This is a genomic window from Streptomyces sp. NPDC002776 (assembly GCF_053592195.1).
This window is the reverse complement of sequence record NZ_JBSFVG010000001.1, coordinates 58,483-73,241: the sequence shown is the minus strand read 5'-3', so window position 1 is coordinate 73,241 and position 14,759 is coordinate 58,483. Positions and strand designations below refer to the sequence as shown.

General features: G+C 71.1%; 16 protein-coding genes and 1 pseudogene. 9 read left to right on the top strand and 8 right to left on the bottom strand.

Features of this window, described 5'->3' with window-relative positions; translation table 11 throughout:
- Positions 1-176 precede the first annotated feature (176 nt).
- The gene (locus ACWD11_RS00360) at positions 177-434 is read right to left on the bottom strand and encodes a WhiB family transcriptional regulator (protein ID WP_003992873.1); all 258 of its coding nucleotides are present in this window, start codon (positions 432-434) and stop codon (positions 177-179) included.
- 318 nt (positions 435-752) lie between these two features.
- Positions 753-1,721 (bottom strand): diacylglycerol/lipid kinase family protein, encoded by a 969-nt coding sequence (locus ACWD11_RS00355; protein WP_451280400.1) that lies wholly within the window; start codon positions 1,719-1,721, stop codon positions 753-755.
- Positions 1,722-1,867: 146 nt separating this feature from the next.
- Between ACWD11_RS00355 and ACWD11_RS00350 the strand changes: the two genes are divergently transcribed.
- Positions 1,868-2,308 (top strand): hypothetical protein, encoded by a 441-nt coding sequence (locus tag ACWD11_RS00350; protein ID WP_389414997.1) that lies wholly within the window; start codon positions 1,868-1,870, stop codon positions 2,306-2,308.
- A 2-nt stretch (positions 2,309-2,310) separates the two neighbouring features.
- Here ACWD11_RS00350 and ACWD11_RS00345 read toward each other — a convergent pair whose 3' ends face one another.
- The 3 genes from ACWD11_RS00345 to ACWD11_RS00335 form a co-directional block, all read right to left on the bottom strand.
- Complete coding sequence (locus ACWD11_RS00345; protein ID WP_451280399.1) at positions 2,311-3,396, bottom strand: RNA polymerase sigma factor SigF; 1,086 nt, start codon at positions 3,394-3,396, stop codon at positions 2,311-2,313.
- A 17-nt stretch (positions 3,397-3,413) separates the two neighbouring features.
- Positions 3,414-3,827 (bottom strand): ATP-binding protein, encoded by a 414-nt coding sequence (locus tag ACWD11_RS00340; protein WP_020130755.1) that lies wholly within the window; start codon positions 3,825-3,827, stop codon positions 3,414-3,416.
- Positions 3,828-4,085: 258 nt separating this feature from the next.
- A complete protein-coding gene (locus ACWD11_RS00335; RefSeq protein WP_389414995.1) occupies positions 4,086-4,346 on the bottom strand; it encodes a UBP-type zinc finger domain-containing protein in 261 nt (86 codons plus the stop codon).
- An 86-nt stretch (positions 4,347-4,432) separates the two neighbouring features.
- Here ACWD11_RS00335 and ACWD11_RS00330 point away from each other — a divergent pair, with 86 nt between their 5' ends.
- The gene (locus ACWD11_RS00330) at positions 4,433-6,028 is read left to right on the top strand and encodes a Na+/H+ antiporter (protein ID WP_389414994.1); all 1,596 of its coding nucleotides are present in this window, start codon (positions 4,433-4,435) and stop codon (positions 6,026-6,028) included.
- A gap of 6 nt (positions 6,029-6,034) precedes the next feature.
- Here ACWD11_RS00330 and ACWD11_RS00325 read toward each other — a convergent pair whose 3' ends face one another.
- Complete coding sequence (locus ACWD11_RS00325; protein ID WP_451280396.1) at positions 6,035-6,928, bottom strand: 1-aminocyclopropane-1-carboxylate deaminase/D-cysteine desulfhydrase; 894 nt, start codon at positions 6,926-6,928, stop codon at positions 6,035-6,037.
- A gap of 239 nt (positions 6,929-7,167) precedes the next feature.
- Here ACWD11_RS00325 and ACWD11_RS00320 point away from each other — a divergent pair, with 239 nt between their 5' ends.
- From ACWD11_RS00320 to ACWD11_RS00310, 3 genes are all read left to right on the top strand, one after another.
- Complete coding sequence (locus tag ACWD11_RS00320) at positions 7,168-8,574, top strand: family 2B encapsulin nanocompartment shell protein (RefSeq protein WP_389414992.1); 1,407 nt, start codon at positions 7,168-7,170, stop codon at positions 8,572-8,574.
- Positions 8,575-8,691: 117 nt separating this feature from the next.
- On the top strand, positions 8,692-9,837 hold the full coding sequence (locus ACWD11_RS00315) for a family 2 encapsulin nanocompartment cargo protein polyprenyl transferase (protein WP_451280394.1): 1,146 nt from the start codon (positions 8,692-8,694) through the stop codon (positions 9,835-9,837).
- A 682-nt stretch (positions 9,838-10,519) separates the two neighbouring features.
- Positions 10,520-11,110, top strand: coding sequence for a GNAT family N-acetyltransferase (locus tag ACWD11_RS00310; protein ID WP_451280392.1), 591 nt, complete (start codon positions 10,520-10,522; stop codon positions 11,108-11,110).
- A 6-nt stretch (positions 11,111-11,116) separates the two neighbouring features.
- Here the strand turns inward: ACWD11_RS00310 and ACWD11_RS00305 are convergent, their stop codons facing one another.
- A complete protein-coding gene (locus tag ACWD11_RS00305) occupies positions 11,117-11,731 on the bottom strand; it encodes a TetR/AcrR family transcriptional regulator (protein ID WP_451280390.1) in 615 nt (204 codons plus the stop codon).
- 112 nt (positions 11,732-11,843) lie between these two features.
- Between ACWD11_RS00305 and ACWD11_RS00300 the strand changes: the two genes are divergently transcribed.
- From ACWD11_RS00300 to ACWD11_RS00285, 4 genes and pseudogenes are all read left to right on the top strand, one after another.
- Complete coding sequence (locus ACWD11_RS00300; protein WP_451280388.1) at positions 11,844-12,431, top strand: dihydrofolate reductase family protein; 588 nt, start codon at positions 11,844-11,846, stop codon at positions 12,429-12,431.
- A gap of 18 nt (positions 12,432-12,449) precedes the next feature.
- On the top strand, positions 12,450-12,653 hold the full coding sequence (locus ACWD11_RS00295) for a hypothetical protein (RefSeq protein ID WP_389414987.1): 204 nt from the start codon (positions 12,450-12,452) through the stop codon (positions 12,651-12,653).
- 411 nt (positions 12,654-13,064) lie between these two features.
- Positions 13,065-13,687, top strand: a pseudogene (locus ACWD11_RS00290) (DUF6596 domain-containing protein); the annotation flags it as partial.
- 9 nt (positions 13,688-13,696) lie between these two features.
- The gene (locus ACWD11_RS00285; protein ID WP_389414986.1) at positions 13,697-14,020 is read left to right on the top strand and encodes a DUF952 domain-containing protein; all 324 of its coding nucleotides are present in this window, start codon (positions 13,697-13,699) and stop codon (positions 14,018-14,020) included.
- Here ACWD11_RS00285 and ACWD11_RS00280 read toward each other — a convergent pair.
- The gene (locus ACWD11_RS00280) at positions 14,017-14,751 is read right to left on the bottom strand and encodes a VOC family protein (RefSeq protein ID WP_451280386.1); all 735 of its coding nucleotides are present in this window, start codon (positions 14,749-14,751) and stop codon (positions 14,017-14,019) included. The two genes, ACWD11_RS00285 and ACWD11_RS00280, sit on opposite strands and share 4 nt — an antisense overlap.
- Positions 14,752-14,759 lie beyond the last annotated feature (8 nt).

The window sequence follows — 14,759 nt, the reverse complement described above, 5'->3', positions numbered from 1 at the left end:
GTACACAGCGCCCCACGCGCATCGCGTCCGGACAAGCAAAGAGCCCCGGACCGGTTCGGTCCGAGGCCAGTGCTCGTGCTATGCGCATCGGGGGTACTGCGCGCTGCGGCTCGGGGGCGGGAGATGCGTACTCGCTGCACGCGCCGCCAAGCTGAGGCCGTTGTGGGGCGGGAGTATCAGGCGGAGGCCTGACGGGCCCGGTTGCGGGCGGCACGGCGCTTCATCGCGCGACGCTCGTCCTCGCTGAGACCACCCCAGACGCCGGAGTCCTGACCGGACTCGAGCGCCCACTGCAGGCACTGCTCGATAACCGGGCAGCGACGGCAGACGGCCTTGGCTTCCTCGATCTGCAGCAGCGCAGGACCGGTGTTGCCGATGGGGAAGAAGAGCTCGGGGTCTTCCTCGCGGCAAACGGCGTTGTGACGCCAGTCCATGGCTGCTACCTCTCCTTGGTATTACATGCTGTTGCTTGTGAATGTGAACGCTTTCACGAATCCCTCAACAAGTGAAGGGCCGACCGTCAGGTTTCCCTGCCGTGGTCCTTTGAGTGGAGAGGGGTTCCGGTGATCTGTGGATGCCGGTCTTGCGGGCCGTCCCGATCGCCACGTAGAGACTCGCAAACCTCAGCGGCGGATACAACCCCTTCTGGAAAGTTTTTTTTGATTCCTCGGTGTCGACTAGGTCACAGCCGTACTTCCATGGGGTGGATCCTGGCCTAAACGTTCGAGTGAAAGGACTTTCGCGTCTTCTGCTCACACAATCACACGCAGTGCACGGCGTACGCCTGTGAACGTCACGCTCGTTCGCAGCCCCAGGTGGTCGCCGTCCATCTGAAGGGGCAGCGGGACCTTCGAATGCAAGGTGAACTGGTCCAGGTCGTGCAGTGAGGCGGCGTGCTTTCCATGGGGTCCCCGCTCGGGGGACGAAGTAAGCAACTGGGTCGCATACCGGGCAACCGCGACCGTGGACATCCGGCTGAGACCGAGTACGTCCAGCCCTGTATCGAACGACGCCTTAGGCGCCGCGTACACCGGGCGATTGCCCAGATACGTCCACGGAGCGGTATTGCAGACTATGGAAAGCACCAAATCGGTCACCGGGTCGGCGCCGGGCCGCTCCAGGGTGATCGTGCCGTGCCGCCGGTTGGGCTCCTGGAGGAACTGGCGCACCACCTGGCGAAGGTAGAGCGCGTGCGTGGACCGCTTGCCCTGCTCGCGCTGCTGTTCGACTCGGCCGACCACGCCCGCGTCGAAGCCCAGTCCCGCGCAGAAGGTGAACCAGCGTGCCGGTACCCCTTCGTCCTCGGTGCCCGGTGTCCCCGCGGCGATACCCATGCCGACGGTCTGCTCACTGCCCTCGCGCAACGCGTCCAGCAGCGCGCCGGTCGCCTCCACTGCGTCGTTGGGCAGGCCCAGCGCACGCGCGAAGACATTGGTGGAGCCGCCCGGGACCACCGCCAGACGCGGCAGGCGCTCGGGATCGGGGCCCGCGTGCAGCAGGCCGTTGACGACCTCGTTGACCGTGCCGTCGCCGCCGAGGGCCACCACCAGGTCGACGTCCTGGCTCTCCGCCGCCTGCCGACCCAGGTCGCGCGCGTGGCCGCGATATTCGGTGGTGACCGCTTCCAGCTTCATCTCGCTGGCCAATGCATGGATCAGCACGTCGCGCGTACGTGCGCTTGTGGTGGTTGCCGCCGGATTGACCACGAGAAGTGCACGCATGGATTGCAGAGTACCTACTGGGGGGTACCGGGCCCACACCGAATAGTGATCCAGTAGGAGAATCGGTGCGTGAACCTCGCCACGGGGGCGCGTTCCGCGCCCCGGGCGCCCCAGGGGGCGGGCGCCGCGACGGCTACCCTTCAGGGGTGAGTGCTGAGCAGAACCCCGCCCCGGACACCGGACCCCTCCCGCGGCGGCTGATCTACGCCGCGGCCCTCGCCGCGCTGGAGGGGCTCGCCCTGGTGGTCGGCGGGGTCTGGATCCTCGTCATGGGTCTCACGGGCGACGCGGGCGATCGTCAGCAGGCCGTGACCGGGGGAGTGACGCTGATCGTGCTCGCGCTGCTGCCGCTGCTGGCCGCCCGCGGACTGCTGGCCCGGCGCGGCTGGGCGCGCGGCCCCGCCGTGATCACCCAGATCATGGCGCTGCCGGTGGCCTACAACCTGCTCCAGGCCGACAGCATCGCCATCCCGGCCGGGATCGCCCTCGCGGTGGTGGCCGTCACCGCGCTGGTTCTGCTGGTGAACGCCGAGACCACCCGGGCCCTCGGGATCCGAGGACCCGGCAGCGTGCAGGACCAGAAGTAGGGTTACTCCTCCACGAGGAGCTTCTCCCGCAGCTGCGCCAGCGTGCGCGCCAGCAGGCGCGACACATGCATCTGCGAGATGCCGACCTCCTGCGCGATCTGCGACTGGGTCATGTTGCCGAAGAACCGCAGCAACAGGATGCGCTTCTCGCGCGGCGGCAGATCCTCCAGCAGCGGCTTGAGGGACTCGCGGTACTCCACGCCCTCCAGCGCCTCGTCCTCGGCGCCCAGGGTGTCCGCCACGGCCGGTGACTCGTCGTCGGTGTCGGGGACGTCCAGGGACAGCGTGGAGTACGCGTTCGCGGACTCCAGGCCCTCCAGCACCTCCTCCTCCGAGATGCCCAGCTTCTCGGCCAGCTCATGGACCGTGGGGGAGCGGCCGTGCAGCTGGGAGAGCTCCGCCGTCGCCGTGGTCAGCGACAGCCGCAGCTCCTGGAGCCGGCGCGGAACGCGCACCGCCCAGCCCTTGTCGCGGAAGTGGCGCTTGATCTCGCCGACGACCGTCGGGGTCGCGTACGTGGAGAACTCCACGCCGCGGTCCGGGTCGAAGCGGTCGACCGACTTGATCAGGCCGATGGTGGCGACCTGGGTGAGGTCGTCCAGCGGCTCGCCGCGGTTGCGGAAGCGGCGGGCGAGGTGCTCGACGAGCGGCAGGTGCATCCGGACCAGCTGGTTGCGCAGCTCCGCGTACTCCGGGCTGCTGTCGTTCATCTTGCGCAGCTCGATGAACAGGGCGCGCGCTCCGCTGCGGTCCTGCGGCTCACGGTGCTGTACCTCGTGCCGCGTGGCCGGCGCGCCCTGATCGTCGTCTCGCTCGTGCTCGCTCATCGTCCCGCCCGTCGCCCTCTGTCGAGCTCTCGTCTCAGCCCGGCCGGGGGTGCCCCCGATCCGCCTCTCTTGAGGCGAGCCCTGCACGGCGGTGTCCGGCAAACCCGCGCGCACGGCGGACGCATTGTCCTCCGGATGCGGCCTGGCCTGCTCGGGAATGCCGTCAATGCCGTCCGCCAAGTGTCGGGAACCGCCCGGAGCGACTGCGTCGTCGGCGTTCTCGGCCGGCAGCTCCCGTGTGCCGCGCTCTTCGTCCCGCACCGGTCCGTCCCCGTCCCTCACGCCGGCCCGGGTCCCGCGCCGCGCTGTTTGTAGAGGCTGATCGTCACGGTCTTGTCCTCGTCCACGGCGGAGGAGACCTTGCCCGCGAGGGCGGACAGCACGGTCCACGCGAAGGTGTCCCGTGACGGTGCGTGACCATCGGTGGTCGGCGCCGAGACGGTGACCTCCAGCGAGTCGTCGACGAGCCGGAAGACACAGCTGAGCACCGAGCCCGGCACGGCCTGCTGGAGCAGGATCGCGCACGCCTCGTCCACCGCGATGCGCAGGTCCTCGATCTCGTCGAGGGTGAAGTCCAAACGCGCCGCGAGACCGGCAGTAGCCGTACGCAGCACCGACAGATAGGCACCCGCAGCCGGCAGTCGGACTTCCACGAAGTCCTGGGTCGCGGGCTCGCCTGCGATCTGGGACACCCTCACCTCCAAGGTGGTACAAGCTTTACGGGGCCGAGGGTCGCCCCCCGGGGTAACGCGATGTGTGGTTCAGCGGTGACGCTATCGCGCTCCGAACTTTCTGTCCCCGGGACCCCAACCCCCCGCTGTCACTCATAGTAAACCTTCGGATACGCTCCGTGGCTAGGGGTCCGGCGGGCCCAAATGGGAAGAGCGCGCGCCGGGTTGACGTACCCAGAGGTCAGACGGTCGAACCGTCCCGATCCGGAGTCGTGCGCCTCACACCAGGACGTGGTCCACGAAGCACCACCGCCAGTCCTCCCCCGGCTCGAACGTCCGCATGATCGGATGTCCGGAATCCTTGTGGTGCCCGGTCGCGTGCCGTCCCGGTGAGGAGTCGCAGCAGCCGACGTGACCGCAGGTGAGGCACAGCCGCAGCTGTACCGGGTGGGTGCCGTCCGCCAGGCACTCGGCACACGTCTCGCTCAGCGGGCCGGGTTCCGGGTGCGGCAGCCCGTCGGCATGCGTGCACTGTTTCATGATTGCCAGATTACGACGGGCGCGCGGAAGGCCGCGCGGAGAACCGAGGGCGGGCGAACGGCGATGGGTGAGGGCGGGCGAGGTTCATGGACGTGATGCCGCTGCTGTTGTTGGTGGCGGGCAGCGCCGCGGTCGCGGCGGCGGCCCGGCGCACCCCGATTCCGGCGCCGCTGCTGCTGGTGGCGGCGGGCCTCGCGGTGTCGTACCTGCCCGGCGTGCCCGACTACACGCTCGACCCGCACATCGTGCTGCCGCTCATCCTGCCGCCGCTGCTGCACACGGCCGCCACGGACAGCTCCTATCTGGATCTGCGGGCCCAACTGCGGCCCGTGGCGCTGCTGTCGGTCGGGTACGTGCTCTTCGCCACCTTCGCGGTCGGCTGGGCGGCGTACCTGATCGTTCCCGGTCTGCCGCTCACGGCGGCCCTGGTGCTGGGCGCGGTGGTGGCGCCGCCCGACGCGGTCGCGGCGACGGCCGTCGCCCGCCGGGTGGGGCTGCCGTCGAGGATCACCACGATCCTCCAGGGCGAGTCCCTGGTGAACGACGCGACCGCGATCACCGCCTACCGGGTGGCGCTCGCTGCCGCGGTCGGCGAGGGCGCCACCTGGGCCGGCGGCATCGGCGAGTTCCTGCTCGCGGCGTTCGGCGGCATCGGCATCGGCCTGGTGCTCATGGTGCCGATCCACTGGCTGCGCACCCATGTGAAGGAAGCGCTGTTTCAGAACACGCTGTCGCTGTTGATCCCGTTCGTCGCCTACGCCGTGGCCGAGCAGGTGCACGCCTCCGGGGTGCTCGCCGTGGTGGTCGTCGCGCTGTGGCTGGGACACCGCGCGTGGGAGGTCGATTTCGCCACCCGCCTCCAGGAGGAGGCCGTGTGGAAGATGGTCGCCTTCGTCCTGGAGTCGGCGGTCTTCGCGCTGATCGGACTCCAACTGCCGGTCGTCCTCAAGGGACTCGGGGAGTACGAGGGAGGTCGCGCCGCCTGGTACGCGATCGCCGTCTTCCTCGTGGTCGTCGTCTCACGGTTCGTGTGGGTGTACCCGGCGACCTTCCTGCCGCGCATGATGTCGGCGCGGATCCGGGAGCGGGAGGAGAACCCGACCTGGAAGGGGCCGTTCGTCATCGCCTGGGCGGGGATGCGGGGCGTGGTCTCGCTCGCCATCGCCTTCTCCATCCCGCTGACGGTGCACGGCGGCGAGGACTTCCCCGAGCGCAATCTGATCCTGTTTTTGACCTTCACCACGGTCATCGGCACCCTGGTCGTCCAGGGCGTCACACTGCCCCCGCTGATCCGCCTGCTGAAACTGCCCGGCCGCGACATGCGGGCCGAAACCCTCGCCGAGGCCAACGCCCAGGCGCAGGCGTCCCGGGCCGCCGAGCGACGCCTCGACGAGCTCCTCTCGGACGAGCGCAACGCCCTCCCGCCCCCGCTCGCGGACCGACTGCGCACCGTCCTGGAGCGCCGCCGCAACGCCGTCTGGGAACGCCTCGGCCAGGTCAACCCGGTCACCGGCGAAACGGTCGACGACACCTACCGGCGCCTCTCTCGGGAAATGATCAGCGCCGAGCGAGCGGTCTTCGTGAAGCTCCGGGACGGCCGCTACATCGACGACGAAATGCTCCGCACGCTGCTGCGCAGGCTGGACCTGGAGGAGGCGGCGGCGTTCCGGGAAGCGGCGTGAGGGGGCCTACGGGAACGGGCGGCCGGTGATCACCGCCGCGATCGTCGTCCCGCGCGGGAAGGCGCCTTCCCCGGCGAGGGTGACCAGCGCGTACAGCAGCTTCGCCACGTACAGGCGTTCCACCGGGACGCCGTGGCGTTGCTCGAAGTCCGCGGCGAAGGCGTCCAGTTCGGGGGTGGAACGGGCGTAGCCGCCGAAGTGGAAGCGGTCGTCGAGGGTCCAGCTGCCGCGGGGGCCGCCGAAGGCGCGGTGCTGCAGGGCGCGTATGTCGTCGCCGAGGAAGCCGCCCTTCAGGACGGGGATGCCGAGGGCCCGCTGGCCGGGGGCGAGGCCGGCGACCAGCCCGGCGAGGGTGCCGCCGGTGCCGCAGGCGAGGGCGACGAGGTCGGCGTGGCCGCGGAGTTCGTGGCCGAGGGACTGGCAGCCGAGCACGGCGAGGGCGTTGCTGCCGCCTTCCGGGACGACGTACGCGTCCTCGGCGTGCGCCGTGCGGAGGATCGCCGCCAGGGCGTCCGGTTCCGCTTTTTGACGGTACGTCGATCTGTCGACGAAGTGCAGGCGCATGCCGTCCGCCACGCAGCGGGCCAGGGAGGGGTTCAGAGCGCGGTCGGACAGTTCCTGGCCCCGGACCACGCCGATCGTGCGGAGACCCAGCAGACGGCCGGCGGCGGCCGTCGCCCGCAGGTGGTTGGAGTACGCGCCGCCGAAGGTGAGAACGGTCCGGCCGGCCGCCGCGGCGAGGTTGGGGGCGAGTTTCCGCCACTTGTTGCCGACGAGGTCCGGGTGGATCAGATCGTCCCGCTTGAGGAGGAGACGGGTGCCGGAGCGGGCGAGGCGGTCGTCGACGAGCTCCTGGAGCGGCGAGGGAAGCCGGGGGCGGAGGGCGTCGGGACTGGTCACCGGACCATTCTCGCCCCGCGTCGGCGGCACCCCGGCCGTAGCCGCGGCAACCGGCTGGTTTCGGACAGCAAACGGAAGCGGGCCGCTGGACAGGAACCGCTCACGTGCCCAGTCACCCCGTGATCCATTCCCGCTCGTTCGTGTAATAGCACCGGCACGCTCCGTGAGGAAGGCTTGGCCCTGCGATTCGATGCCCGGCGCACAACGGCGCCGGTGCATGACCGGGAGGGCAATTCCTTATGTCGGTAGGCGAAGAGATCCGCACTGATGAGGGCAGGCCGCAGCAGAGTCTCGGCACCAGCGCCGCGCGGAACCTGGCCACCACGACCAAGTCCGCGCCGCAGATGCAGGAGATCAGCTCCCGCTGGCTGCTGCGCATGCTGCCGTGGGTGAACGTCCAGGGCGGTACGTACCGAGTGAACCGCCGCCTGACCTACGCCGTGGGGGACGGCAGGGTCACCTTTGTGAAGACCGGCGACCGGGTCGAGGTCATCCCCGGGGAGCTGTGCGAACTGCCCGCGCTGCGCGACTACGAGGACCAGGAGGTGCTCACCGAGCTCGCCCGGCGCTGCGAGCAGCGGGAGCTGGCCGCGGGCGAGGTGCTTGTCTCCTTCGGCAGCCCCGCCGACGAGGTGTACCTGCTGGCGCACGGGCGGGTGGAGAAGGTCGGCACCGGTCCCTACGGCGAGGACGAGTCCCTCGGCGTGCTGGCCGACGGTGCCTACGTCGGCGACCAGGCGCTGCTCGCCACGGACGCCATCTGGGAGTACACGGTCCGCACGGTCACCGCGTGCACCGTGCTCGTCCTGTCCCGCGAGGATGTGGAGCAGGTCGCCGAGCGCTCCGACTCCCTGCGCGAGCATTTCGACCGGCAGCGCTCGATCCCGGCCCAGCGCACCAACAGGCACGGCGAGAAGGAGATCGACCTCGCGTCCGGTCACAGCGGGGAGCCGGACATCCCGCACACCTTCGTCGATTACGAGGCCAAGCCCCGCGAGTACGAACTGAGCATCGCCCAGACCGTCCTGCGCATCCACTCCCGGGTGGCTGACCTCTACAACCAGCCGATGAACCAGACCGAGCAGCAGCTCCGGCTGACCGTCGAGGCGCTCAAGGAGCGTCAGGAGCACGAACTCATCAACAACCGCGAGTTCGGGCTGCTCAACAACTGCGAGTACGACCAGCGGATCCAGCCGCACGACGGCGTGCCCGGGCCCGACGACATGGACGAGCTGCTCAGCAGGCGCCGCGGCACCAAGCTGTTCCTCGCCCACCCGCGCGCGATCGCCGCGTTCGGCCGCGAGCTCAACAAGCGCGGACTGGTGACCGAGAGCATCGACATGGCCGGCAACCGGCTGCCCACCTGGCGCGGGGTGCCGATCTTCCCGTGCAACAAGATCCCGGTCAGCGAGGCTCGCACGACCTCGATCATCGCCATGCGTACCGGTGAGGCCGAGCAGGGGGTCATCGGGCTCCAGCAGGCCGGTATCCCGGACGAGATCGAGCCGAGCCTGTCGGTGCGGTTCATGGGCATCAACGAACAGGCGATCATCAAGTACCTGGTGACCGCCTACTACTCGGCCGCGGTCCTCGTGCCGGACGCGCTCGGTGTACTGGAGAACGTCGAGATCGGGCGCTGGCAGTGAGCCTCCCGCCGGCAACCGGTGTCCCCGCCCTCCGGGGCGGGTACATCCTCGGAGTACGCGCCCGGCCGCGGGACCAGTGCCAGCGTCGGCCAACTGGGGTGATCGGTGGGTGAGTTCATGACCGATACGCAGCAACACCCCGCCGGAGGGCGGCTACCGACCGAGACGCGGGAAAGGCGGAGGCCCATCGGGACCCAGACACACGCCGGGCCGGATGCGCTCGACGGACAGGAGGCGATGGCCATCCTGGAACGCGCACGGGGGTCCGTCGACCCCGAACTGCGCGCCGCCATCGACTCATTGCCCAAGGCCATGCGCCGGGTCGCGCTCTACCACTTCGGCTGGGAGCACGCGGACGGCACACCCGCCGCGGGCAACGCGGGCAAGGCGATCCGTCCCGCGCTCGTCCTCACCGCGGCGGAGGCGCTCGGCGGGCCGGCCGCCCGCAAGGCCGCCGTACGGGCCGCCGCGGCGGTGGAGCTGATCCACAACTTCACGTTGCTGCACGACGACGTGATGGACCGGGACTCCACCCGACGGCACCGGCCGACCGCCTGGACGGTGTTCGGGGACGCCGACGCGATCCTCGCCGGGGACGCCCTCCAGGCCCTCGCCCTCGGACTACTCGCCGGGGACCCGCATCCGGCGTCCACCGGGGCCGCCGCCCGGCTCGCCGCCTGTGTGGTCGAGCTGTGCGAGGGGCAGCACGCGGACACGGCCCTGGAGAAGCGGGCCTGCGCCGAGATCGGCCTCGACGAGGCGCTCGCGATGGCCGAGGCCAAGACGGGAGCCCTGCTGGGCTGCGCCTGTGCCCTCGGCGCGCTGTATGCCGGCGCGCCGCGGGAGGACGTGGAGGCGATGGACGCGTTCGGCCGTGAGGCCGGGCTCGCCTTCCAGCTCATCGACGACGTCATCGGCATATGGGGCGACCCCCGGCGCACCGGCAAGCCGGCCGGCGCGGACCTGGCCGCCCGCAAGAAGTCGCTGCCGGTCGTCGCCGCGCTCACCTCCGGCACCCCGGCGGCGCGGGAGCTCGCCGAGCTGTACGAAGTGCCGTACGGCACGGGCGGTCTGGCGGGGGAGGAGGAGACCGCCCGCACCGCGCTGGCCGTGGAACAGGCGGGCGGCCGTGACTGGGCGCAGGTCCAGGCGGCCGACCGGATGGCCCGCGCGATGCAGGAGCTGGCCCGCGCGGTGCCCGAACCGGAGGCGGCGGGCGGGCTGCTGGCGCTGGCCGAGTTCGTCACCCGGCGCAGCACCTGAAGACCCCGGACCGGCGATCGCGCGGCTCCTGACCCCGCACGACCGCCGGCCCGGCCAGGTCCCGCGCATCCCCACGGTGCGCGGGGCCTGTTCATGCACCGGCCGAGCGTTCTTCCGTCGGGTCGTGCGGCCTCGTACGACGCCCGCCCCGGCCGCCGGGGCCACGCGCGCATTCTCACGGTGTGCGGGGCCTGTTCATTCACCGGGTGAGCGGTATCCCGTCGGGTCGTGCGGGCTCCTACGACGCCGCCCCGGCCGCCGGGGTCACCTGCGCACATCAGGGTGTGCGGGGCCTGTTCATTCACCAGGCATGTCCGGGGTTCGTTCACCAGGCCTGCCCGGGCGCCGGGGCAGCGGTATCCCGTCGGGTCGTGCGGGCTCGTCCGACCGTCGCGCCGGGGTGCCGTGCATCCTCGCCGCGAGCGGTTCACCGGGGCCGCCAGGGTGCCGGGGGAGCCGTAGGCCGGTGGGTCGGGCGGCCGTGCAGCCCCCGTCCCGGCCACCCGGAACCCGAGCAACCCCCTGGCGTGCGGCGCCTGTTCGCTCGCCAGGCTCTTCCCGGCGCCGATGACCGCGCAGTGCTGAGTCGAATTCCGTCAATCTTTGGCCATGACCGCCCCGCGTGGCCCGACCGCCATACGATCAAGGCCGATCACGGCCGATCGAGATGAAGGGGCGGGACATGGGTGTGGTGATCCGGGCGGCGAGTGAGGCGGACCGGGACCTGGTGGTGCGGCTGCTGGACGAGGCGTTCCAGGACGACCCGGTCAGCGGCTGGGTGTTTCCCGGTGCCGAGTACCGCCGGGCGACCCATCACCGGCTGATGGCGGCCTTCACCGACATCGTGCTCGCCGAGGGGCGGATCGACCTGACCCAGGACGGCTCGGCCTGCGCCCTGTGGCTGCCGACGCCCGCCGGGGAGCACGACCCCGACGACGACGGCCCCGTGCAACTGCGGAACGCCGTGGACCCGGAGAACGAGCGCGTCGAGCTGATCGCCCGCCTGACCGCCGACATCCACCCCGCCGACCGCGCCCACGAATACCTGTGGATGATCGGCGTCGCCCCCGGCCGGCAGGGCGAGGGCCTCGGCTCCACCCTGATCGGCGCCGTACTCGACCGCTGCGACAGCGACGGCGTCCCCGCCTACCTGGAGGCGAGCAGCGCCCGCAGCCGCAAGCTGTACGAACGCCTCGGCTTCGAACTCCTCGGCACCCCGCTCACCCTGCCCGGCGGCCCCCAGATGTTCCCCATGTGGCGCGAACCGCGCTGAGCCCGCCTACGCCCCCGCCTCCGGCCCCGGCACCGGCCCCGGCACCACCATCTCCACGATCCGCTCGATCAGCCCCTCCGGAACCCCCACACCCGGCAGTACACCCTCCAGCACCCCCGGCAGCGTCAGATGCTCCAGGATCAGGCCGAGCATGGCGAGATAGAGCACCGTGACGGTCTCGTCGCCGCCCGGGAGCCCGGCGGCGCGGTGGAACTCCATGCCCTCCGTGAGGTCCCCGCGCACCGACTCCGTGTAGGAAGCCCGCAGTTCCGGGCGCCGGGTCGCCTCCAGGCGCATCTCCAGCAGCGCCAGATAGCCGGTGCGGTCGCGGACGGCCCGGCCCATCAGGTCGTGCATGAACGCCGTCACCAGTGACCGGTCCTTCGGCCGTTCGAGCAGCTCGGCGATCACCTCGGGGTCGGGGGCCAGCCGTACGTGCAACCGGGCGTCGATCTGCCGCAGCAGGTCGTCGCGCCCGGTGAAGTAGTTGGAGGCCGTGCCCACCGGCACCCCCGCCTCGGCGTCCACCGCGCGGAACGTCAGCCCGCGCGCCCCTTCCCGCGCGAGCACCGCCACCCCGGCGTCCACCAGCGCCGCCCGCCGTTCCGGATTCCTGGCCAATGCGGAATCTCCTCTCCCACTTAAATCCCGTCCCCGAAAACACTTGCAACCACTACGAGCGAAGTACTACAACTGCAGTTGTTCAACGACACCCTACGGAAAGAGCCCCGGCTTGCGAAAGCTCACGTACTTCATCGCCTGCTCCATCGACGGGTTCATCGGCGACCCGAAGGGCGACGCCTCCTCGATGTTCGCGTTCCTGGACGAGGAGTTCCTCGGCTACCTCGCCTCGACCTGGCCGGAGACGGTCGCGGTGCAGGGCCGCGAGCACCTCGGCCTCCAGGACGCCGAGAACCTCCGCTTCGACACGGTGATCCAGGGCCGCGCCAGCTACCAGCTCGCCCTCGATCTCGGCATCACCAGCCCCTACGGCCATCTGCGCGAATACGTCGCCTCGCGCACCCTCGGCGCCTCCCCGGACCCGAACGTCACCGTGATCGACGGCGACCTGGTCGCCCGCGTCCGTGAGCTCAAGGCCGAGGACAGCGAACTGGACATCTGGCTGTGCGGCGGCTCCCAGATCGCGGGCCAACTGCTCGACGAGATCGACGAACTCGTGATCAAGACGTACCCGCAGGTCTACGGCGCGGGCCTGCCCATGTTCGGCGGCACCGGGTTCGCCGTCAGCGACTTCACCCTGGAAGGCGTCCGCACGTTCGGTAACGGAGTGCTGGTCCGCACCTACGCACGGAAGCGCTGACCGGCCTACCCTTGGGACATGGACAGCAGCGACGAACATGCCTGTCCCGTCTGCGGACAGTCCGTCGAAACGGTCGTCCGGCGCCACAAGACGCTGGGCGCATGGGTACCGCGCTGGGTGGCCGGCCCCTGCCGTAACCCCACGTGCGCGGCAGGCCACGAGCACCCCGAAGATCCCGAGCGCCGGGAGGAGCCCGAGGAACCCGCCTCGAGCAGTTCCTGAAAAGGTCGGCCCGCACCATGTCGAGAACCCGGGCCCGGCTCCGACGTCCCCCGTGAGAGCCGCCCCGACGGGCGGCGCGAGACAAAGGAGCGAGTCATGAAGTACCTGGTCATGGTGCAGGGAAGCCAGGCGGACTACGAGGCGATGAAGGGCGGCGCGTCGGAGACACCGGGGCGCCCGCCGGCTGCGGGCACTCCAGGATTCGGGCGGCGACCTCGGTGACCCGCTCCAGGCTCGCGCACTCCAGGACCCGTACCCGGTGGTGATCCGGCCCGTCGACGAGGGCACCGGAGACGTCTGAACCGCATGAGCGACACCTCGAGGACCTGCTGCGCCACCACGCGCCGCAGGTCCTCGGTGCGCTCGTGCGGCGGTACGGCCTTTTCCTGGGGGTGCCCCCACTGGGGGAGCATCAGCCGTGCCAAGCAGAAGGTGCGCGGGGCCGGCTTCGGGCGCCCCGACAACTGGGCGGAACGGCTCCCCGCCGTCCTGCACACCCTCTGTCTGATCTTCAACGAGGGTTACGCGGCGACCTCCGGCCGCGACGCCGCACCGGCCGGGGCGGCGACCTCGTGCCGCTCGACGAGCAGGAGCGCGAGCGCTGGGACAAGGCGGCGATCGAGGAGGGCGCCGCGCTGGTCACCGGGGCGCTGAGCGCGGGCCCGGCGGGGCCGTACCAGCTCCGCGCGGCCATCGCCGCCGTCCCCGACGAGGCACCGTCCGCGGACGCCACGGACTGGCGGGAGATCCTCGGCCTGTACGACGTGCTGGTGCGCCTGGTCCCCGGCCCCGTCGAGCGCCTGAACCGCGCGGTCGCCGTCGCCATGGTGCGCGGTCCGGAGGCGGGACGTGAGGAAGTGGAGGCGCTGAAGGGGGAGTTGGAGCACCGGCGGGATGCCGTACGGGGGCATCCGCTGGAGCGCGCCGGGGATCACGCCGCCGCCCGGGCCGCCCACGAGTCGGCGGCGGCGCAGACCATGAGCCTGCCCGAGCAGCGCTGTCTGCGGGGGCGGGCGGCGCGGCTGGCGCCGTAACGTGACCGCATGAGCGAACCCATCCTGCACCTCACCCAGCGGTCCCTGTGGGACGAGGCCCGGGCGGCGGGCACGTACGAGATCTCGACGCGCGGGAAGACCCTCCAGGACGAGGGGTTCATCCACTGCTCCACGCGCGTGCAACTCCCGCGCATCGCCGAGGCGATGTTCGCGGACCTCAGTGATCTGGTGGTCCTGGTGGTGGACCCCGGCCGCCTCGGCGCGCCCGTGCGGTACGAGGCGGCCGAGCCCGGCGGCGAGGAGTTCCCGCACATCTACGGGCCGCTGCCGGTGGCCGCGGTGGTCGGGGTGGAGCCCTGGGTGTGGCGTTAGGCGGGCAGGCCGCCGGTGTGCGGGTCCCGGCCCGTCAGGCAGTACGTGCCGCCCGCCGGGTCGCGCAGCACACGCCAGTGGGTGCCGCGGTGCACGAGCCGCGCGCCGAGCCGTTCATGGGCGGCCCGGCTCGCCTCGATGTCGGCGCAGGCGAGGTCGAGATGGGCCGAGGCGGGGCGTTCCTCGCCGAGGCGTTGCAGCAGGATGCGGACCGGCAGGCCCGCCGGGGGCCGGACCACGTGGAACTCCGGAAGGGAACCCGGCGCCGACGTCCACTCGGGCAACAGGGCGCTGAAGAAGGCGACTTCGGCGTCGTAGCGGGAGGGCGGGGTGTCCAGGCAGACCTGGTCGAGGCGCGTCCCCCGGACCACCGGCGGCCGGGTCGCCTCCCCGTGCCAGGGCACCGCGCAGAAGAACTGCCCTGCCGGGGACCGCAGTACGGCCCAGTCGCCGTGGTCGGCGACGAGTTCCGCCCCGGTGCGCAGCGCCGTCCGCACGAAGCCCGGCACCTCCTCGACGGCGAAGTCCAGGTGCGCGCCGCCGGGTCCGTCCACGACCCCCTGCACCTTGACGCAGGCGTCTCCCGACTCGGGCAGCAGGGTCACGAACTCGCCCTGTTCGCCCCGGAGTTCGGACAGCCGGGTGCCGGTGACGGCGGTCCAGAAGTCACAGGCGGCGGCGAAGCCGGCGGCGGGCCGGTCGACGAAGGCGTACGTCCAGCGGATGGTCATGGACGCGA